Genomic DNA, 20,213 nt, shown 5'->3' with positions numbered 1-20,213 from the left:
TATATGATGACCGAAGCCCTGAGCGAACTTGCAGGCCAGTTGGAACTGCGCCACCCCGATGCGGTCGTGTCCACAGCCATAACGCATGGTGAGTTGACAGTTACCGTCGAGGCCCGCTTTTTGGTGGGTTTTGTCGATTTTCTGAAAACCGATGCAAGCTGCCGTTTTTCAAGCCTTGTCGACATCACGGCAGTTGATTTGCCCGAACGTACAACGGGCCGGTTTGATGTGGTGTACCACTTTCTGTCGATGTACCAAAACCACCGCATCCGGCTGAAAGTGTCGGTGCGCGAAGATGAAATGGTGCCATCGCTGACATCCGTTCACCCGTCGGCAAATTGGTTTGAGCGTGAGATTTTCGATATGTTCGGGATCTTGTTTTCGGGTCATCCCGATTTGCGCCGCATCCTGACTGATTATGGCTTTCGCGGCCATCCTTTGCGCAAGGATTTCCCAACCACAGGCTATACCGAAGTGCGTTATGACGAGGCGCAAAAGCGCGTGATTTATGAACCGGTAAAGCTGGTTCAGGAATACCGTCAGTTCGATTTCATGTCGCCATGGGAAGGCGCGCAATACGTGCTGCCCGGTGACGACAAGGCCAAGGGTTAAGCGGCGTGACGCAAGAACCGACCATCATGTTTTGCGTGGGGGCAACGAAATCCGGCACCAGCTGGCTTTTCGACTATTTGTCCGACCACCCGGATTGTCATGTGCGGTCGATCAAGGAACTGCATTATTTCGACACGCAAGAAACCGGCGCGTTTCAGCGGCAAATTGCCTTGCACCGCAACAAGGCGGCGCGGTTGCGTGACCGTTTGGCGGATGCAAAGGGCAAAACCCGCAATCGGGCGTCGGTCAAAATGCAAGACGTGATGCATTGGAAAAAAGTGCTTGAGAATCGGGCCGAAAACACCGCCAATTATCTGGCCTATTTGACTTGGGGCATGGATAAGCATGCGCTGGTCGCCGATATCACGCCGTCTTATGCGTTGCTGCCCGTTAAGCGGTTGACGGAAATGGCGAAACTGTCACCCGACACGCGCTTTATTTACCTGATGCGCGACCCTGTGGCGCGGCTGTGGAGCCATGTGCGTATGGTCGAACGCAGGGCAGGGGACGCCGCGCGCGATTTGGCGGCGGCCTGCAAGGCGACAATGGACCGCGTGTTGGCGGGTGTCCAAAGCAGTCTGACCGAACGCGGCGATTACAAAGGTGCAATTGAGCGGCTGAATGCGGCGGTAGACCCGTCTAAGCTGTTGATTATGTTCATGGAAGAGATGCTTACGCCCGCCGGTATCGCCCGCATCTGCGCCTTTTTAGGCATCGCCTATAAAGGTGCCAGTTTTGACCAGCCTGTGCATGTGGGCCCTGCCTTGGCAATGGCACCTGCACAATATGACGCTGCGCGCGCGCTGTTGCGCCCGCAATATGACTTTGTCGCCCGCCACTATCCGGATATTCCGGCCAATTGGCGCAAGAATATGGGTGAGGGACTATGATGGACGGTGGTTTTGACGACGCGCTGACAGGCGAGCAGAAGATCCGCAATTTCAACTTGAACTTTGGCCCGCAACACCCTGCGGCCCACGGTGTTTTGCGGCTTGTGCTGGAATTGGACGGCGAGATTGTGGAACGCTGCGATCCGCATATCGGGCTGCTGCACCGTGGCACCGAAAAGCTGATGGAAAGCCGCACGTATTTGCAAAACCTGCCCTATTTCGACCGGCTGGATTATGTGGCGCCAATGAACCAGGAACATGCTTGGTGCTTGGCGATTGAAAGGCTGACAGGCGTTGAGGTGCCGCGCCGCGCGCAGTTGATCCGCGTGTTGTTTTGCGAAATTGGCCGTGTTTTGAACCACTTGCTGAACGTGACGACGCAAGCGATGGACGTGGGGGCGCTGACACCGCCGCTCTGGGGCTTTGAAGAGCGCGAAAAGCTGATGGTGTTTTACGAACGCGCTTGTGGCGCGCGTCTGCACGCCGCCTATTTCCGCCCCGGTGGTGTGCATCAGGATCTGACACCGGCGCTGATCGAAGATATGGACACTTGGGCGCTGGAATTCCCGCGCGTTTTGAACGATATCGACGGGCTGCTGACCGAAAACCGCATCTTCAAACAGCGTAACGCCGATATTGGTGTTGTCAGCGAACAAGACATCCTCGATTGGGGTTTTTCGGGCGTTATGGTGCGGGGGTCCGGCCTTGCATGGGACTTGCGCCGCGCGCAGCCCTATGAATGCTATGACGAATTTGAATTCCAAATCCCTGTGGGCAAAAATGGCGATTGCTATGACCGCTATCTGTGCCGGATGCAGGAAATGCGCGAAAGCACCTCGATCATCCGTCAGGCGCTTGCCAAATTGCGCAAGGAACCCGGTGATATTCTGGCCCGTGGCAAAATCACCCCGCCGAAACGTGGCGAGATGAAAACCTCGATGGAAGCATTGATCCACCATTTCAAACTGTACACCGAAGGGTTCCATGTGCCCGCGGGTGATATTTATGCCGCAGTTGAGGCCCCCAAGGGCGAATTTGGGGTTTATCTGGTCGCGGATGGCACCAATAAACCTTACCGCGCCAAGATCCGCGCGCCGGGGTTCTTGCACCTGCAAGCGATGGATTACCTGTGCAAAGGCCACCAACTGGCCGATGTGGCCGCGATCATCGGCACGATGGACGTTGTATTCGGGGAAATTGACCGCTGATGGATTGGGTTGGGGCAGCACAAGGGCTTGCATGGGTTGGCGCGGCAATCACGGACGCTATCGCCCTGATTTGCTTGCCTAATCCTGCGCGCGGCCTTGTGGTGATGACCCACCATATGGAACAGCTTCCGCAAGTGATGCTGGACCGCTACATCGCCTTTTTCGGCTTTTCGCTGTTTGTCGCGCTGTATGGCGACCTGACGGTTCTTGCGGCTTGGGCCGCTGTTTTGGCCTTTATGGCCTGTGCCGATACGGTTATCTACGCCCGCATCGGCAAGCCTTTTGCTAGACATCTTAGCGCAGGCATCGCAGCACTTGTTGTGCTGGCTGTCGCGCTTATCGCCATGATTTCGAACGGAGCCGCCTGATGTTACGCCGCCTGCACAAAGAACAGCCCGCCTCTTTCGCCTTTACCCCGGCCAACCAAACTTGGGCCGAAGGCCAGATCTCGAAGTACCCCGAGGGGCGTCAGGCATCGGCGATCATTCCGCTGCTGTGGCGCGCCCAAGAACAGGAAGGTTGGCTGACCCGTCCCGCGATTGAACACATCGCTGAAATGCTGGGTATGGCCTATATCCGCGCGCTGGAAGTGGCGACATTTTACTTTATGTTTCAGTTGCAACCCGTTGGGTCGATTGCAAATATCCAGATTTGCGGCACCACGTCCTGCATGATTTGCGGGGCCGAGGATTTGGTCGCCGTCTGCAAGGAATTGATCGCTGAAAAGCCGCACACCCTGTCAGCCGATGGCAAGTTTTCGTGGGAAGAGGTCGAATGTCTGGGGGCCTGCACCAACGCGCCGATGGCCCAGATCGGCAAGGATTACTATGAGGATCTGACCCCCGAAAAACTGCGCGACCTGATCGCACGCTTTTCCAAAGGCGAGGTGCCCGTGCCCGGCCCGCAAAACGGCCGCTATTCCTGCGAACCCTTGGGTGGTTTGACCAGCCTTAAGGATTTTGAAAAAGGCCGCAAACCCTATAACGCCAGCGCCCAAGAAGCGGTGGATATTGGCGATACGGTGAAGCGGATTGATGGCACAGAAGTGCCAATCCTGACGCCATGGTTAGGGAAATCCGGCGGCAAAGCGACCAAGGCCAGTGCCAAGCCAAGCGCCAAGGTTGCCGATGCCACGATGACCAAGGCCCAAAAGGCTGCGTCCGACAAGGCCGCAAAATCTACTGCCGTTGAAAAGGCACTGCCAAAATCATCGGCAACTGTTGCCGCGTCGGCAGCCCCCGCGAAAGCAGTGAAGAAACCAGCGCCAAACGCGGCACCTAAAGCTGCAATCGTCGCCACTCCGGTCGAGGCTGGGGCTGGGACAAAACCCGTCGGCCTGAAAACTGCGCGCAAGGGCGGCGCCGATGACCTGAAAAAGATCGAGGGTATCGGCCCCGCGTTGGAAAAGCTGTGCAATTCGATGGGCATTTTCCACTTTGACCAAATCGCCGCTTGGGGTGATGCGGAAATTGCTTGGATGGATGGCAACCTGAAAGGCTTTAAGGGCCGTGTGACCCGCGACAAATGGGTGGCGCAGGCGAGACTGATTGGCGAGATCGGGATGGACGCATTCCTGATCCGCGCCAAAACGAATGAATATTGACCATGAAGAAAACGCCCACTCCATCCGAGGTTCATCAGGCTAAACAGGCGCGGCTTGTCGCGGTTGTTCTGGTGGCCACAATGGTCCTGTGGTTGGGCGCGCAATTCATCGGCGGCAAACTGGGGTGGGAGGCGCGCTTTGTCTTTCTCTTTGATCTTGCGGCATTGGCGGGTTTCGCCTTTGCGCTGGTGGTAACTTTTCGGCTCTGGCGTCAGCGCAATGCTGATGCAGACAATTGAGGGCATGACATGCTGAAAGATCAAGATCGGATCTTTACCAATCTGTACGGGATGCATGACCGCACCCTTGCTGGCGCGAAAAAGCGTGGGCATTGGAACGGCACGGCAGGGTTTATCGCCAATGGGCGCGGCTGGTTGGTGGACCAGATCAAGGCGTCAGGCCTGCGCGGTCGTGGCGGTGCGGGTTTCCCGACGGGCCTGAAATGGTCGTTTATGCCCAAGGAAAGCGATGGTCGCCCGTCCTATCTGGTGATCAACGCGGACGAATCCGAACCCGGCACCTGCAAAGACCGCGAGATCATGCGCCATGATCCCCATACGCTGATCGAAGGCGCGCTGATCGCGTCTTTCGCGATGGGGGCCAATGCCTGCTATATCTATATTCGCGGCGAATATATCCGCGAAAAAGAGGCGCTGCAGGCCGCGATTGACGAATGCTATGACGCGGGGCTGATTGGCAAAAACGCGGCTGGCTCCGGCTGGGATTTTGATTGCTATCTGCACCATGGGGCAGGCGCCTATATCTGCGGCGAAGAAACCGCGCTGCTGGAAAGCCTTGAGGGAAAAAAAGGCATGCCACGGATGAAGCCACCGTTTCCTGCAGGTGCGGGCCTTTATGGCTGCCCTACCACTGTGAACAACGTGGAATCCATTGCCGTTGTGCCGACCATTCTGCGCCGTGGCGCCGATTGGTTTGCAGGCTTTGGCCGCCCGAACAATGCAGGAACCAAGCTGTTTGGCATTTCGGGCCATGTGGTAAACCCGTGTGTCGTCGAAGAAGAAATGTCGATCACCCTACGCGAGTTGCTGGACCGTCACTGTGGCGGCGTGCGGGGCGGTTGGAAAAACATCAAAGCCGTGATCCCCGGCGGGTCATCCGTACCGATGTTGAACGCGGCGCAGTGTGATGATGCGATCATGGATTTCGACTGGCTGCGTGAACAACGCTCGGGCCTTGGGACTGCTGCGGTTATCGTGATGGATCAAAGCACGGATGTCATCAAAGCGATCTGGCGCCTGTCCAAGTTCTACAAGCACGAATCTTGCGGCCAGTGTACGCCCTGCCGCGAAGGCACGGGCTGGATGATGCGTGTGATGGACCGTTTGGTCCGTGGCGAGGCCGAGGTTGAAGAGATTGACATGCTGTTGTCGGTCACCAAACAGGTCGAAGGCCACACCATTTGCGCGCTGGGTGATGCGGCGGCTTGGCCGATCCAAGGCCTCGTGCGCCATTTCCGCGAGGAGATTGAGGACCGTATCAAGGCCAAGAAAACCGGGCGCATGGGGGCAATGGCAGCAGAATGATGCACGCCGCCATCCCTTTGACATTCGGCGCGCTGGCCCTGTCGGCCTGCGTCTCTACGCCTGCCCCTGTGGCGCGTGGCCCGATTGTGTTGGACGGGGTGGAATATGCCGTTTCCAAAACCGGATCGGGTGCGCTGGAAGTGCGCCGGATGGGCCGGCCGTTCGAGAACTGGGAGGGGATGGAGGCGCAGCGCGCCGCCGCGCAGTACTGCGTGGGCCGCGCGCAAACTTCGATCAATGATCGGTTCCGCGACAATGCGTGGCTGATCGTGCGGGGGTGCGCATGAAAATGCATCTGGCAGAATTGAACGTAGGCCGCCTGTTGGCCCCCACCGATGACCCGCGCGTGGCCGATTTTATGGAAAATCTGGACCGCGTGAACGGGCTTGGCAAACGCATGCCCGGCTTTGTGTGGATGATGGAATGGTCCGGCGAACCCGGGACGGGCAACACCGATGCGAAAATCGGCGGCGACCCGCAATATGTCTCTAACCTGACCGTCTGGGAAGATGCCGCCAGCCTTGAGACCTTTGTGTGGAAAACCGTTCACAAACAATTCTATGACCGTCGGGCCGAATGGTTCGAGGTTTTGGGCAAGATGCATTTCGTGATGTGGTGGGTGCCTGCGGGCCACCGCCCCACATTGGATGAGGCGCTGGAAAAACTGGCGTATAAACAAGAACATGGTGATAGTGATGTGGCCTTTGGCTGGTCCTATCTGAGCGATGCACAGGCGTGGAAAACCCACGGTTGCGCTGAAGTTGCGGCGGAGTAATGGCATGTCCAACCTAAAGAAAATCATCATCGACGGTATCGAGGTTGAGGTGGAAGGCGCAATGACGCTGATCCAAGCCGCCGAAGTGGCAGGCGTGGAAATTCCGCGCTTTTGTTACCATGAACGGCTGACCATCGCGGGCAACTGCCGCATGTGTCTGGTCGAAGTTGTGGGCGGCCCGCCAAAGCCTGCCGCATCCTGCGCGATGCAGGTCAAGGATTTGCGCCCCGGCCCCGAAGGCCAGCCGCCTGTGGTGAAAACCAATTCGCCCATGGTGAAAAAGGCGCGCGAAGGCGTGATGGAATTTTTGCTGATCAACCACCCCCTTGATTGCCCGATTTGCGACCAAGGCGGCGAGTGTGATTTGCAAGACCAAGCAATGGCTTACGGCGTTGATTTCAGCCGCTACCGTGAACCCAAGCGTGCGTCGGAAGACCTTGATCTGGGCCCGCTGGTCGCCACCACCATGACCCGCTGTATTTCCTGCACCCGCTGCGTGCGCTTTACGTCCGAGGTTGCGGGCATTTTGACCATGGGCCAGACGGGCCGTGGTGAAGATGCTGAAATCACAACCTATTTGGGTGCGACACTCGACAGCAACCTGCAAGGCAACATCATTGATCTGTGCCCTGTTGGCGCGCTGACCTCCAAACCCTACGCGTTTACCGCGCGGCCTTGGGAATTGACCAAGACCGAAACCATCGACGTGATGGATGCGCTTGGCGCCAATATCCGCGTCGATACCAAGGGCCGCGAAGTCATGCGCATTTTGCCGCGCAACCATGACGGCGTGAATGAGGAATGGATTTCCGACAAAACCCGTTTCGTCTGGGATGGTCTGCGCCGCCAGCGCCTTGATACCCCTTATATCCGTGAAAACGGCAAGCTGCGCAAAGCGGGCTGGAATGAGGCGCTGCAAGCTGCCGCTGCCGCCATGAAGGGCAAGAAAGTTGCAGGCTTGGTCGGTGATCTGGTGCCGGTTGAGGCGGCGTTCAGCCTGAAGACGATGATTGAAGGCATGGGCGGCCGCGTGGAATGCCGCACCGATAATGCTAAGCTGCCAGCAGGCAACCGCTCGGCCTATGTTGGCACGGCGACGATCGAAGACATCGACAGCGCCAAGATGATTCAGCTGATCGGCACCAACCCGCGCATGGAATCGCCCGTGCTGAATGCGCGTTTGCGTAAGGCGTGGTCGAACGGTGCCGATATCGCTTTGGTTGGCGAAAAAGTTGATCTGACCTATGACTATTTCCACCTTGGCAATGGTCGCGGCGATCTGGTCGGTTTGCTGAAAAGTAAATTCTCCAAGGTGCTAGAGGTGCCGTCGCTGGTGATTGTCGGGCAGGGCGCGTTGAACGAGGCTGACGGCGAGGCGGTTCTGTCACAAGCCATGAAGCTGGCCGAAGATACGCAATCGAAACTGCTGATCCTGCACACTGCCGCTGCCCGCGTGGGTGCGATGGATGTAGGGGCCGTGACCGATGGTGGCATGTCCGCCGCGTTGGACGGTGCCGAAGTTGTTTATAACCTTGGCGCGGATGAGGTGGATATCGCCCCCGGTGCCTTTGTTATTTACCAAGGCAGCCACGGTGATCGCGGCGCACACCGCGCCGATATCGTACTGCCGGGTGCCGCCTATACCGAAGAATCGGGCCTGTTTGTGAACACCGAAGGCCGCCCGCAAATGGCATCCCGCGCAGGGTTTGCCCCGGGTGAGGCCAAGGAAAACTGGGCCGTTTTGCGCGCCTTGTCGGGCGAATTGGGCAATGCCTTGCCATGGGACAGCCTTACCGCTTTGCGCAAAGCGATTGTCACCGCCGTGCCGCATCTGGGCGCGATTGATGAGGTGCCCGAAAACGACTGGCAGCGCATTCCGTTGCGCGATCCGGCAAAGGCCGATTTCCGCAATGCGGTCCGCGATTTCTATCTGACCAACCCCATTGCCCGCGCGTCGGTGTTGATGGGCGAACTTTCGGCCCAAGCAAAAGCGCGGGCAGACAAACCAATGGCGGCTGAATAAACGATGACCCGTTTTGCCCAAATCACCTTGTCTGCGCTGGCGCTTGCCGGCCTGTCGGCCTGTGTGCCGGCAGACGGTGGCGTGGGCGATGATGTGGCAGGGCGGGCCGATTTCAATCCGCGCTATAACGGCATCCAAACCGTTTTGCTGGATGGTGATCTGGTCAATTTCCATGTCACAATGGCGGGCGTGCGCGGGCAACAGGATGTCGAGGCTTATGCCCGCTGTGCGGCGGCCCAATACGCGCTGATCCGAGGTTTCGGGTTTGCGCGCCATGTGCGCACATCGGTCGCAAAATCGGGTGGTAATTGGCGCGGGGATGCGGTTTACACCATCTCATCCGCATTACCGCGCGGCGCGATCACGATTGATGCCGAAGTGACTGTCCGCGACTGCGGCGCACAAGGGATACCGACGATATGACGACCACGTTAAACACGATAAAGACTGTTACGAATAAGGCCGAGGGATAAAGGCGCATGGATCAATTTCTGCAAACGGGCTTGGGGATCACATTGCTGATCGTCGCGCAGTGTCTTCTGGTCATCGCCTTTGTGATGATCTCTTTGCTGTTTCTGGTTTACGGCGACCGCAAGGTTTGGGCTGCTGTGCAAATGCGGCGCGGGCCGAACGTGGTGGGGGCCTTTGGCCTGCTGCAATCGGTGGCCGATGCGCTGAAATATGTGGTCAAGGAAATCGTTGTGCCTGCGGGTGCCGACCGCCCTGTGTTTTTTCTTGCGCCGATGCTGTCGTTCGTGCTCGCCATTCTGGCTTGGGCGGTGATCCCGTTCAATGACGGTTGGGTTTTGTCCGATATCAACGTGGCGATCCTGTTTGTCTTTGCTGTATCGTCGCTAGAGGTTTACGGCGTGATCATGGGGGGCTGGGCGTCCAACTCCAAATACCCGTTCCTCGGATCTTTGCGCTCGGCTGCGCAGATGATTTCATACGAGGTGTCGCTGGGCCTGATCATCATCGGTATCATTATATCGACCGGTTCGATGAACTTTGGTGCGATTGTTGCGGCCCAAGATGGCGATTACGGGTTGTTGAACTGGTACTGGCTGCCGCACTTCCCTATGGTATTTCTATTCTTTATCAGCGCCTTGGCTGAAACCAACCGCCCGCCGTTCGATTTGCCCGAGGCGGAATCGGAACTGGTTGCGGGCTTTATGGTTGAATATTCGTCCACCCCGTACCTCTTGTTCATGGCTGGCGAATATATCGCCATCTTCTTGATGTGCGCGCTGATGTCACTGCTGTTTTTTGGCGGCTGGCTGTCGCCCATTCCGGGCCTGCCCGATGGCGTGCTGTGGATGGTTGGCAAAATGACCTTCTTCTTCATCATGTTCGCCATGGTGAAGGCTATCGTGCCGCGTTACCGCTATGACCAATTGATGCGCATTGGCTGGAAAGTGTTCCTGCCTTTGTCGCTCGGTTGGGTTGTGCTGGTGTCGTTCCTTGCAAAATTCGAAGTTCTCGGCGGCTTTTGGGCCCGCTGGACGATTGGAGGCTGATCATGGGTGAAAACCGCGCCATAGACTGGAACCGCGCCGCAAAGTATTTCTTGCTGGTGGATTTCATCAAAGGCTTTGGCCTTGGCTTCAAATACTTCTTTGCCCCCAAGGCCACGCTGAACTACCCGCATGAAAAGGGGCCACTGTCCCCGCGTTTTCGTGGTGAACACGTGCTGCGCCGCTATGCCAATGGCGAAGAACGCTGTATTGCCTGCAAATTGTGCGAGGCGGTTTGCCCCGCCCAAGCGATCACCATTGATGCCGAACCGCGCGAGGATGGCAGCCGCCGCACCACGCGCTATGACATCGACATGACCAAGTGCATTTATTGCGGCTTCTGCCAAGAGGCGTGCCCCGTCGATGCCATCGTCGAAGGCCCGAATTTCGAGTTTTCCACCGAAACCCGCGAAGAGCTGTTCTATGACAAGGAAAAGCTGCTGGCGAATGGCGACCGTTGGGAGGCAGAAATTGCCCGCAACCTCGAATTGGATGCGCCCTACAGATGACCGATGATCTGACCAAAATGTTTGCGGCCATGATGGCGCAGGGGCAGGAAATGGCACGCGCCTTTGCCCCTGCGATGGAGGGTGTGGATGTGAAAGGCTTTGAAAAGCTGTTCCCAACCATGCCCCCTGAAATGCTGGAAATGTGGTTTGGCAAAACCTTTAACCCTGACGGGCTGGATGCGAGGACCCGTTTACTGGTCACCATCGCCGCCTTGACCGTTCAAGGGGCGCTGGCCGAACCGCAGCTGCGGCTGACCATTCGCCAAGCGCTGACCGCAGGCGCCACAAAACGCCACATCGCCGAGGTGATCTGGCAGATGAGCATGTTCGGCGGCTTGCCCGCCATGCAAAAGGCGCTGGAAATTGCCCAGTCCGTCTTTGCCGAAGTTGAGGAGACCAAGGAATGACCGTCGTTGATCTGGCCTTTTACGTTTTTGCCTGCACGGCCGTGACTGCGGGCGTTCTGGTGACAGTCTCGCGCAACCCCGTGCATTCGGTGCTGTGGCTGATCCTTGCGTTTTTGTCTGCGGCGGGGCTGTTTGTTCTGCTGGGCGCGGAATTTGTCGCCATGCTGCTGATCATCGTCTATGTCGGCGCGGTTGCGGTGTTGTTCTTGTTTGTCGTGATGATGCTGGACGTCGATTTTGCCGAGCTGAAGGGCGAAATGGCGAAATACATGCCGATTGCCTTGCTGATCGGGGTGATTTTGCTCATGCAGCTTGGCATCGGTCTTGGCGCTTGGGTGCAGGCCGATGGGGCGATGGGCCTGCGTAAGGCTGTGACGCCTGATATGGCGCAAGTGGAAAACACCCGCGCGATTGGCCTGCTGCTTTACGACAAATACCTTATGCTGTTCCAGCTTGCCGGCATGATTTTGCTGGTCGCCATGATCGGGGCGATCGTGCTGACCCTGCGCCACCGCAAGGATGTAAAACGCCAGAACGTGCTGCACCAGATGTGGCGCGATCCGGCGCAGGCGATGGAATTGAAAGACGTGAAACCGGGGCAGGGGCTGTAAACATGGTTAAGGGAGCGATCAAGATGAAGTCTGTAATGTTTAGTGCTGTGATTTCGATGGTGTTGTCTGGCGCGGCCTTTGCAGAAACCAAACAAGTTGTCCGCCAGTTGAAAAATTGCGGCAGCGAGGCGACCAACCAGTTTGGCAAGCATTTCGAAAAGCCTGCTGTGAATGAGGGCAATGGTTATGTCGGCCTTTCGGTTGAACAGACCGATGCCACTGGCACCAAGGAACGCTACACGCTGGTCAACTGTGCCACCCGCAAAATGGTGCAGCTGCAGGCCGAATATTTGCTGAAAAACTCCTCTAAGGGGCTGCCTGCGCATGGCGATTTGTTTGCCTTCACTGATGCGCTGCGTAAACAGAAAAAGCTGGCGAACTTGGATCTGTTGGTCATCAACGGCAAGAAATATGGATATGTGGTCGTGAAGGGCCAATTGGCAAAAGCCTATACCGAAAAGGCACGGCGCGGAGATTGCGCTTGTGGGCTGTATTACCCTGAAACCATGTGACCATGGGCAATGCTTTGGCATCATTGCAGTGACGCAGTGATGCCATATTGGACGACAAAATGACGATATCGGGCAATGACCCGGAGGGACGAAAAGATGGTTGGATTAGAGCATTACTTGGCGGTCGCCGCGGCGCTGTTTGTGGTTGGCATCTTCGGGATATTCCTGAACCGAAAGAACGTGATCGTCATCTTGATGTCGATTGAGCTGATGCTGCTGTCGGTCAACATCAACCTTGTCGCCTTTTCGTCCTTTCATGGCGATCTGGTTGGCCAGATCTTTACCATGTTCATCCTGACGGTCGCCGCCGCCGAGGCCGCGATTGGCCTTGCGATCCTTGTGACCTTCTTCCGGACCCGTGGCACCATCGACGTCGAAGACGTCAACGTGATGAAAGGCTAAGCAATGGCAACGATCATCCTTTTTGCGCCTCTGATTGGCGCCCTGATCTGCGGCTTTGGCTGGCGTGTGATTGGCGAATTCGCAGGCCAGGTCATCACCACGGGCCTCGTGTTCCTTGCGGCCTTGCTGTCTTGGGTCATCTTCCTTGGCGCGATTGATGACACCACGCATATTACCGTGCTGCGCTGGATCGAATCTGGCAGCCTGTCAACCGATTGGGGTATCCGCCTTGACCGCCTGACCGCGATCATGCTGGTGGTCATCACCACCGTATCGGCCTTGGTGCATCTCTACAGCTTTGGCTACATGGCGCATGACGATAATTGGTCGCACCATGAACACTACAAGGCCCGTTTTTTCGCCTATCTCTCGTTCTTTACCTTTGCGATGTTGATGCTGGTCACGGCCGATAACCTTGTGCAGATGTTCTTTGGCTGGGAAGGGGTGGGCGTTGCCTCGTATCTGCTCATCGGGTTTTACTACCGCAAACCCACGGCCAATGCCGCCGCGATCAAGGCCTTCGTGGTCAACCGTGTCGGCGATTTCGGCTTTGCCCTTGGCATTTTCGCGCTGTTTTTCCTGACCGACAGCATCCGTCTGGATGATGTGTTTGCCGCAGGTCCCATGCTGGCCGAAACCAACCTGCATTTCCTTTGGGCCGACTGGAACGCGGCGGAACTGATTGCTGTGCTGCTGTTCATCGGCGCGATGGGTAAATCGGCGCAGCTGTTCTTGCACACATGGTTGCCCGACGCGATGGAAGGTCCGACCCCTGTTTCGGCGCTGATCCACGCGGCGACGATGGTAACCGCCGGTGTGTTCTTGGTTTGCCGCATGTCGCCAATCTTTGAATACGCCCCGCATGCGTTGACATTTGTCACCACGCTTGGCGCGCTGACCGCCTTTGTCGCGGCGACCATTGGTTTGGTGCAAAACGACATTAAGCGCGTGATCGCCTATTCGACCATGTCGCAGTTGGGGTACATGTTTGTGGCCGCAGGGGTTGGTGCCTATCCGGTCGCGATGTTCCACCTGTTCACACACGCGTTTTTCAAGGCGATGCTGTTTCTTGGTGCAGGCTCGGTTATCCATGCCATGCACCATGAACAGGATATGCGGAACTATGGCGGTCTGCGCAAAAAGATCCCGATGACCTTTGCCGCCATGATGATCGGTACATTGGCGATTACCGGCGTTGGTATCCCGCTAACCCATATCGGTTTTGCAGGCTTTCTGTCCAAAGATGCGGTGATCGAAAGCGCCTTTGTCGGGTCCAACTTTGCCTTCTGGATGTTGGTGATTGCCGCCTTGATGACCAGTTTCTACAGCTGGCGTTTGATGTTCATGACCTTCTATGGCAAGCCACGCGGCGACCATCATACGCATGACCACGCGCACGAGTCCCCTAAGGTGATGCTTGTGCCGCTGGGTGTTCTGGCACTGGGGGCTGTGTTCTCGGGGATGGTTTGGTACAATTCCTTCTTTGGCGATCTGGACAAGGTTCACAGTTGGTTCGGCATGGAAGCCGCCCATCATCAGGCCGAAAGCGAAGGCCATGCACCGACCGAGGCAACGGCGGAAGCTGCAACAACGGAAGCGGCAACCACAACGCATGCCGCCGAGGCCACAACCGATACCCATGCTGCGATGACGCCTGGCACTGCCCCCAAAGGGGCGATCTTCTTTGGTCCAGACAATAACACCATCCACGAGGCGCATGACGTGCCGAAATGGGTCAAGGTGTCGCCTTTTGTCGCGATGGTCCTTGGCTTTGTCTTGGCCTGGAAATTCTACATCGCCAGCCCAGAAATCCCTGCCAAGCTGGCCGCCCAGCAGCGCCCGCTGTACCTGTTCTTGTTGAACAAATGGTACTTTGACGAACTCTATGACCTGATCTTTGTCCGCCCCGCAAAATGGCTTGGTGCCTTTTTGTGGAAGCGGGGCGATGGTGACGTCATTGACGGGGCGATCAACGGCATCGCCATGGGCATCATCCCAATGCTCACCCGCCTCGCTGGGCGCGCGCAATCCGGTTACATCTTTCACTACGCATTCGCCATGGTGCTGGGCATCGTTGCCCTTGTCACCTGGATGACGCTCTCGGGGGGCGCGCACTAATGGATAACCTTCTTTCCATCATCACCTTCATTCCAGCGGTTGCCGCTGGTATTCTGGCGCTGTTCTTGCGGGGCGACGATGCGGCCGCGCGCAACAATGCCAAATGGGTGGCGCTTATCGCGACCTCGACAACCTTCCTTGTGTCGGCTTTCGTTTTGATAGGGTTTGACCCCGCCAACACCGGTTTTCAGTTTGTTGAAGAATACGACTGGATCCTTGGCCTGAAATACAAAATGGGCGTCGATGGCATTTCGGTGCTGTTCGTGATGCTGACCACGTTCCTGATGCCGATCACCATCGCGTCGTGCTGGTCCGTGGAAACCCGCGTCAAAGAATACATGATCGCATTCCTGATGCTGGAAACGCTGATGCTCGGCGTGTTCTGCGCGCTTGATCTCGTGCTGTTTTATCTGTTCTTTGAGGCAGGCTTGATCCCGATGTTCCTGATCATCGGCATCTGGGGCGGCAAAGCGCGGATCTATGCGGCGTTCAAATTTTTCCTCTATACCTTCCTTGGCTCGGTGCTGATGCTGGTTGCGATGATCGCGATGTTTGTCGATGCTGGCAGTACCGACATCCCCACGCTTTTGGCGCATAATTTCGGGTCCGACACGATGAACATCGTAGGCTTCCAAATCGTTGGCGGTTTGCAAACCCTGCTGTTCCTTGCCTTTTTCGCCAGCTTTGCGGTGAAAATGCCGATGTGGCCGGTGCACACATGGTTGCCCGATGCGCACGTTCAGGCCCCGACGGCGGGTTCGGTTGTGCTGGCGGCGATATTGCTGAAAATGGGCGGCTACGGTTTCTTGCGGTTCAGCCTGCCGATGTTCCCCATTGGTGCAGACCTGCTTGCGCCATTGGTTTTGTGGATGTCGGCGATTGCGATTGTTTACACATCCCTCGTGGCCTTGGCCCAACAGGATATGAAAAAGCTGATCGCCTATTCCTCGGTCGCCCACATGGGTTACGTGACGATGGGGATTTTTGCGGCGAACCAGCAGGGCATTGATGGCGCGATTTTCCAGATGATCAGCCACGGCTTCATCTCGGGCGCGTTGTTCCTCTGCGTGGGCGTGATTTATGACCGCATGCACACCCGAGACATCGACGCCTACGGCGGCCTTGTAAACCGGATGCCGCATTACGCGCTTATCTTCATGTTCTTTACTATGGCAAACGTCGGCCTTCCCGGCACATCCGGTTTTGTCGGCGAATTCCTGACCTTGGTCGGTGTGTTCCAAGTCAACACTTGGGTTGCCGCTGTGGCCACATCGGGCGTGATCTTGTCTGCGTCTTACGGCCTGTGGCTGTACCGCCGCGTAGTGTTTGGCGACCTGATCAAGGAAAGCCTGAAATCCATCACCGATATGACCACCCGCGAACGCGCGATTTTTGCGCCGCTGGTGGTGATGACACTGCTTTTGGGCGTGTACCCCAGCCTTGTGACCGATATCATCGGCCCCTCGGTGACCGCGCTCGTGACTGATTACCAGGCCGCCATCCCCGCCGCGGGTGATGCGCAAATGGCCAAGCATTGAGGGACGACAGATGAACCCGAACGATTTTTCAACCGTCCTTCCGGAAATCACCTTGGCCCTCTTCGCCATGGGCACGCTTTTGGCCGTGGTCTACACGGGCAAGGATGCGCTGGCTGGCACCGTAAACTGGGCCATGGCAGGCATGTTCATCCTGCTCGCGTTCTGGATCGGGGTTGGCACCTCGGGCGAACGGACCGCCTTTGACGGCATGTTCAACGATGACCCCTTTGCGCGCTATGCCAAGGTGACGATCCTTTTGTCCGCCGCCGCCGTGCTGATTATCAGCCATGATTTCATGGTCAAACGCGGGATGTTGCGGTTTGAATACCCCATCCTAGTCGCGCTTGCGGTTTTGGGCATGATGTTCATGGTCTCGGCTGGCGATCTGATCGCGTTGTATATGGGGTTGGAACTGCAATCCTTGGCGCTTTACGTCGTGGCCAGCTTTCGCCGTGACAGCGTGAAATCGTCCGAGGCAGGGCTGAAGTATTTCGTCCTAGGCTCCTTGTCTTCGGGCATCCTGCTCTACGGCGCTTCGCTGACATATGGCTATGCAGGCACCACCGATTTTGCGGGCATTCTGTCGACGCTTTCCAGCGGTGACATTCCGCTTGGCCTGCTCTTTGGCCTTGTGTTCCTGATCACCGGCCTTGCGTTCAAAGTTTCGGCCGTGCCGTTCCACATGTGGACACCCGATGTTTACGAAGGCTCGCCCACCCCCGTCACGGCGTTTTTCGCCACGGCCCCCAAGGTTGCGGCAATGGCCCTGCTGGCTCGCCTGATGTATGACGCATTCGGCGCGATCCCGGGGCAATGGGGGCAGGTTATTGCGCTGCTTGCGGTGCTGTCCATGTTCGTCGGCGCAATTGCCGCCATCGGCCAGCGCGATATTAAGCGCCTGATGGCTTATTCCTCAATCTCGCATATGGGCTTTGCCTTGATCGGCCTAGCCTCGGGCACGGCCTTTGGCGTGCAGGCGATGCTGATCTATATGGCAATCTATGTGACCATGAACATCGGCACCTTTGCTTTCATCTTGTCGATGGAAAAGGATGGCCATGCCGTAACCTCTATCGACAGCTTGAACATGCTATCTAAAAAGGCCCCCTTGCAGGCGCTTGCCATGCTCGTGCTGTTGTTCAGCCTTGCAGGCGTGCCACCGATGCTAGGGTTTTTCGGCAAGTTCTATGTGCTGCAAGCGGCGGTGAATGCCGATATGACATGGCTTGCCATCGCGGGTGCCATTGCCTCAGTCATTGGCGCGTTTTACTACCTGCGCATCGTATTCTACATCTATTTCGGGGCCGAGGGCGACGGCGTCGACGCCCGTATGGGCACCGTACAATGGGCGGCGTTGATGGGGTCAGCTTTGATCATGGTGTTTGGTGTGATCAACCTTTTTGGCATCGAAGGCGTGGCCCAATTGGCGGCGCAAACGCTTGTCAACTAACGCAGCTCCCTCGGGCTGGCCACAAGGCGTGGCCCGAATTTTGCTGGATACGGTCGACAGCACCAATGCCTATGCCGCGCGTTTGGCCCCAGACAGCCCCACTTGGATCATGGCGGCGGAACAAACCGGCGGCAGGGGGCGCCGTGGCCGCCCGTGGAGCAGCCCGCGTGGAAATCTCTACGCCACCCTTGCGCTGCAACCGACCGAATCCGCCGACCAAGTTGCGTTGCGTTCCTTTGCCGCCGCCTTGGCATTGCGCGATGCTTGCGTATCGCTTACGAACCTTACCACAGGATTTGCGCTGAAATGGCCCAATGACGTGTTGCTGAACGGGGGCAAGCTGGCAGGAATTTTGCTGGAAAGCAGCGGGACAGGGCAACGGATACAAACCCTTGCCATTGGCACAGGCGTGAACCTGATCGCCGCCCCTACAGCTGACCAAGTCGAACCCACCGCCACGCCCCCCGTCAGCCTGCTTGGCGAAACCGGCACGCGCGTCACACCCGAGGCTTTCCTCACCGCACTCGCCCGCGCCTATGCCCATTGGGAAATCATTTTCACGACCCAAGGCTTCGCGCCCTTGCGCACCGAATGGCTGTCCCATGCCGCCCGCATCGGTGAACCCATCACGGCGCGCACGGGCCATGACACCCAAACCGGCATTTTCGAAACCATCGACGACACAGGTGCGTTGATCCTGCAAACGCCGCACGCCCGCCGCGCCATCCCCGCCGCGGAAATCTTTTTTTGACCCAAAAGGAACGCGCCTCATGCTTTTGGCCATAGACTGCGGCAATACCAACACCGTCTTTTCCATCTGGGATGGGACGGAATTTATCGCCACATGGCGCTGTTCGACCGATCATAAACGCACGGCGGATGAGTATTTCGTTTGGCTGACCACCTTGATGACCCTGAACAAGGTGAACGCCCAAATTACCGAAACCATCATTTCCTCTACCGTGCCGCGCGTGGTGTTTAACCTGCGCGTGCTGACCGACCGCTATTTCAACTGCCGCCCGCTGGTCGTGGGCAAACCCGAATGCAAACTGCCAACCGCCCCACGAGTCGATCCGGGCACCTCGGTCGGTCCTGACCGGCTGGTCAACACCGCCGCAGGCTTTGCGCGCCACGGCGGCGATCTGATCGTGGTCGATTTCGGCACCGCCACCACCTTTGACGTGGTCGACCAAGACGGCGCCTATATCGGCGGGGTCATTTCCCCCGGCGTGAACCTGTCGCTGCAAGCCTTGTCTATGGCCGCCGCCGCCTTACCTCACGTCGATGTCAGCAAACCCGAACACGTGATCGGAAAGAATACGGTGGCCTGTATGCAGTCAGGGGTGTATTGGGGCTACATTGGCCTTGTCGAAGGCATTTGCCGCCAGATCAGACTGGAGCATCCGCGCCCGATGAAGGTTATCGCCACCGGGGGGCTTGCCCCGTTGTTCCAGCAGGGAACCGAAATTTTTGACGCCATCGAGGGCGATTTGACCATGCATGGCCTTGTCCTCATTAACGAACTGAACAAGGAAACGGACACCGCATGAAAGCGAACCGGCTAATCTATCTCCCCCTCGGCGGCGCGGGCGAGATCGGGATGAACGCATATGTTTACGGCTATGGCCCCGAAGACAAAGAACGCCTGATCCTCGTCGATCTGGGCGTGACCTTCCCCGATATGGACACCACCCCCGGCGTGGACCTGATCATGCCAGATATGGCATGGCTAGAGGCCCGCAAAGACCGGCTTGAGGCGATTTTCATCACCCACGCCCACGAAGACCATATCGGCGCGGTCGCGCATTTCTGGGGCAAGTTCAAATGCCCCGTCTATGCCCGCAAATTCACCGCCACCATCGGGCGGCTAAAGTTTGACGAACACGGCCACCCCAAAGACGCGATCACCGTGGTCGAGGCCCGTCCCGATGTGGTCAAGGCTGGCCCATTTGACGTGCAATTCGTGCCCGTCAGCCATTCCATCCCCGAAAGCTCGGCTTTGGTGATTGACACCGAGGCGGGGCGTATCGTCCATTCCGGCGACTTCAAGCTGGACGAAAAACCACTGGTGGGCGAGGCATGGGATGCGAATATGTTCCAAGCCATCGCGCGCGAACGGCCCGTCAAGGCGTTGATGTGTGACAGTACCAACGTGTGTTGATTGTCACTGAGAACTGACCCGGCAACAGCAAAAATTGTCACTGAGAACTGACCCATGTGCAACCTTGCCTCAGCTTGAATCAGCTGGGGGCACTTGGAGTGATAGACATGAGTTTTTTAAAAGTTATCCGGGGATGGGCGCTGCGAGAGAAGATGCCCATTCGCGAGATCGCGCGGCGCACGGGCATCTCGCGCAACACGATCAAGAAGTATTTGCGGGAGGGGATTGTTGAGCCAGCGTTTCAGACGCCGGATCGTCCGAGCAAGCTGGATCCGTATGTCACTCAGCTGACAGCATGGCTTGTTTCGGATCAGCGCAAATCACGCAAAGAGCGCC

General features: G+C 57.3%; 23 protein-coding genes and 1 pseudogene. All 24 read left to right on the top strand.

What is annotated here, in order from left to right:
* Positions 1-6 precede the first annotated feature (6 nt).
* Entirely contained in the window at positions 7-612 is a 606-nt protein-coding gene (locus G560_RS0116605; RefSeq protein ID WP_028914209.1) for an NADH-quinone oxidoreductase subunit C, read from the top strand.
* Between the two features lie 5 nt (positions 613-617).
* Positions 618-1,502, top strand: a complete 885-nt coding sequence (locus G560_RS0116600; protein ID WP_028914208.1) for a sulfotransferase family protein — start codon at positions 618-620, stop codon at positions 1,500-1,502.
* Complete coding sequence (locus G560_RS0116595; RefSeq protein WP_028914207.1) at positions 1,502-2,710, top strand: NADH-quinone oxidoreductase subunit D; 1,209 nt, start codon at positions 1,502-1,504, stop codon at positions 2,708-2,710. The genes G560_RS0116600 and G560_RS0116595 overlap by 1 nt, the downstream gene beginning before the upstream one ends.
* On the top strand, positions 2,710-3,078 hold the full coding sequence (locus G560_RS0116590) for a hypothetical protein (RefSeq protein ID WP_022705415.1): 369 nt from the start codon (positions 2,710-2,712) through the stop codon (positions 3,076-3,078). The genes G560_RS0116595 and G560_RS0116590 overlap by 1 nt, the downstream gene beginning before the upstream one ends.
* Positions 3,078-4,313: an NADH-quinone oxidoreductase subunit E gene (locus G560_RS19615; RefSeq protein WP_022705414.1), complete on the top strand. Its 1,236-nt coding sequence runs from the start codon at positions 3,078-3,080 to the stop codon at positions 4,311-4,313. Before G560_RS0116590 ends, G560_RS19615 begins: the two co-directional genes overlap by 1 nt.
* Positions 4,314-4,315: 2 nt before the next feature.
* A complete protein-coding gene (locus tag G560_RS0116580) occupies positions 4,316-4,552 on the top strand; it encodes a DUF5337 domain-containing protein (RefSeq protein ID WP_022705413.1) in 237 nt (78 codons plus the stop codon).
* A gap of 9 nt (positions 4,553-4,561) precedes the next feature.
* Positions 4,562-5,857 carry an NADH-quinone oxidoreductase subunit NuoF gene (gene nuoF, locus G560_RS0116575; protein ID WP_022705412.1) on the top strand — a complete coding sequence of 432 codons (1,296 nt, stop codon included), beginning with the start codon at positions 4,562-4,564 and terminating at the stop codon, positions 5,855-5,857.
* Positions 5,854-6,144: a hypothetical protein gene (locus G560_RS0116570; RefSeq protein ID WP_022705411.1), complete on the top strand. Its 291-nt coding sequence runs from the start codon at positions 5,854-5,856 to the stop codon at positions 6,142-6,144. The genes nuoF and G560_RS0116570 overlap by 4 nt, the downstream gene beginning before the upstream one ends.
* The gene (locus G560_RS0116565; RefSeq protein ID WP_028914205.1) at positions 6,141-6,632 is read left to right on the top strand and encodes a DUF3291 domain-containing protein; all 492 of its coding nucleotides are present in this window, start codon (positions 6,141-6,143) and stop codon (positions 6,630-6,632) included. The genes G560_RS0116570 and G560_RS0116565 overlap by 4 nt, the downstream gene beginning before the upstream one ends.
* Positions 6,633-6,636: 4 nt before the next feature.
* Entirely contained in the window at positions 6,637-8,655 is a 2,019-nt protein-coding gene (gene nuoG / locus G560_RS0116560) for an NADH-quinone oxidoreductase subunit NuoG (protein ID WP_022705409.1), read from the top strand.
* Positions 8,656-8,658: 3 nt separating this feature from the next.
* Positions 8,659-9,078 (top strand): hypothetical protein, encoded by a 420-nt coding sequence (locus G560_RS0116555; protein WP_022705408.1) that lies wholly within the window; start codon positions 8,659-8,661, stop codon positions 9,076-9,078.
* Positions 9,079-9,134: 56 nt separating this feature from the next.
* The gene (gene nuoH / locus G560_RS0116550) at positions 9,135-10,172 is read left to right on the top strand and encodes an NADH-quinone oxidoreductase subunit NuoH (protein ID WP_022705407.1); all 1,038 of its coding nucleotides are present in this window, start codon (positions 9,135-9,137) and stop codon (positions 10,170-10,172) included.
* A gap of 2 nt (positions 10,173-10,174) precedes the next feature.
* The gene (gene nuoI / locus G560_RS0116545) at positions 10,175-10,678 is read left to right on the top strand and encodes an NADH-quinone oxidoreductase subunit NuoI (RefSeq protein ID WP_028914204.1); all 504 of its coding nucleotides are present in this window, start codon (positions 10,175-10,177) and stop codon (positions 10,676-10,678) included.
* Positions 10,675-11,085, top strand: coding sequence for a carboxymuconolactone decarboxylase family protein (locus tag G560_RS0116540; protein ID WP_022705405.1), 411 nt, complete (start codon positions 10,675-10,677; stop codon positions 11,083-11,085). The genes nuoI and G560_RS0116540 overlap by 4 nt, the downstream gene beginning before the upstream one ends.
* Positions 11,082-11,696: an NADH-quinone oxidoreductase subunit J gene (locus tag G560_RS0116535; protein WP_022705404.1), complete on the top strand. Its 615-nt coding sequence runs from the start codon at positions 11,082-11,084 to the stop codon at positions 11,694-11,696. Before G560_RS0116540 ends, G560_RS0116535 begins: the two co-directional genes overlap by 4 nt.
* Before the next feature lie 23 nt (positions 11,697-11,719).
* Positions 11,720-12,208, top strand: a complete 489-nt coding sequence (locus G560_RS0116530) for a hypothetical protein (RefSeq protein WP_155947354.1) — start codon at positions 11,720-11,722, stop codon at positions 12,206-12,208.
* Positions 12,209-12,304: 96 nt separating this feature from the next.
* Positions 12,305-12,610: an NADH-quinone oxidoreductase subunit NuoK gene (gene nuoK, locus G560_RS0116525; protein WP_022705402.1), complete on the top strand. Its 306-nt coding sequence runs from the start codon at positions 12,305-12,307 to the stop codon at positions 12,608-12,610.
* A gap of 3 nt (positions 12,611-12,613) precedes the next feature.
* Positions 12,614-14,728 (top strand): NADH-quinone oxidoreductase subunit L, encoded by a 2,115-nt coding sequence (gene nuoL / locus G560_RS0116520; RefSeq protein ID WP_022705401.1) that lies wholly within the window; start codon positions 12,614-12,616, stop codon positions 14,726-14,728.
* Positions 14,728-16,266, top strand: a complete 1,539-nt coding sequence (locus tag G560_RS0116515) for an NADH-quinone oxidoreductase subunit M (RefSeq protein ID WP_022705400.1) — start codon at positions 14,728-14,730, stop codon at positions 16,264-16,266. The genes nuoL and G560_RS0116515 overlap by 1 nt, the downstream gene beginning before the upstream one ends.
* A gap of 10 nt (positions 16,267-16,276) precedes the next feature.
* Positions 16,277-17,716 (top strand): NADH-quinone oxidoreductase subunit NuoN, encoded by a 1,440-nt coding sequence (gene nuoN, locus G560_RS0116510; protein WP_022705399.1) that lies wholly within the window; start codon positions 16,277-16,279, stop codon positions 17,714-17,716.
* Positions 17,717-17,744: 28 nt separating this feature from the next.
* Positions 17,745-18,467 carry a biotin--[acetyl-CoA-carboxylase] ligase gene (locus G560_RS0116505; protein WP_022705398.1) on the top strand — a complete coding sequence of 241 codons (723 nt, stop codon included), beginning with the start codon at positions 17,745-17,747 and terminating at the stop codon, positions 18,465-18,467.
* 19 nt (positions 18,468-18,486) lie between these two features.
* Positions 18,487-19,266, top strand: a complete 780-nt coding sequence (locus G560_RS0116500; protein WP_022705397.1) for a type III pantothenate kinase — start codon at positions 18,487-18,489, stop codon at positions 19,264-19,266.
* A pseudogene (locus G560_RS19610) lies at positions 19,263-19,871 on the top strand (MBL fold metallo-hydrolase); the annotation flags it as partial. The gene G560_RS0116500 and the pseudogene G560_RS19610, both read left to right, overlap by 4 nt.
* A 104-nt stretch (positions 19,872-19,975) precedes the next feature.
* The coding region (locus G560_RS0116490) for a helix-turn-helix domain-containing protein (RefSeq protein ID WP_244870048.1) at positions 19,976-20,213 on the top strand (238 nt) is incomplete at its 3' end.

The organism is Pseudorhodobacter ferrugineus DSM 5888, assembly GCF_000420745.1.
GTDB lineage: Bacteria > Pseudomonadota > Alphaproteobacteria > Rhodobacterales > Rhodobacteraceae > Pseudorhodobacter > Pseudorhodobacter ferrugineus.
The sequence above is the reverse complement of the archived record's forward strand: the minus strand, read 5'-3'. Positions and strand labels throughout refer to the sequence as shown.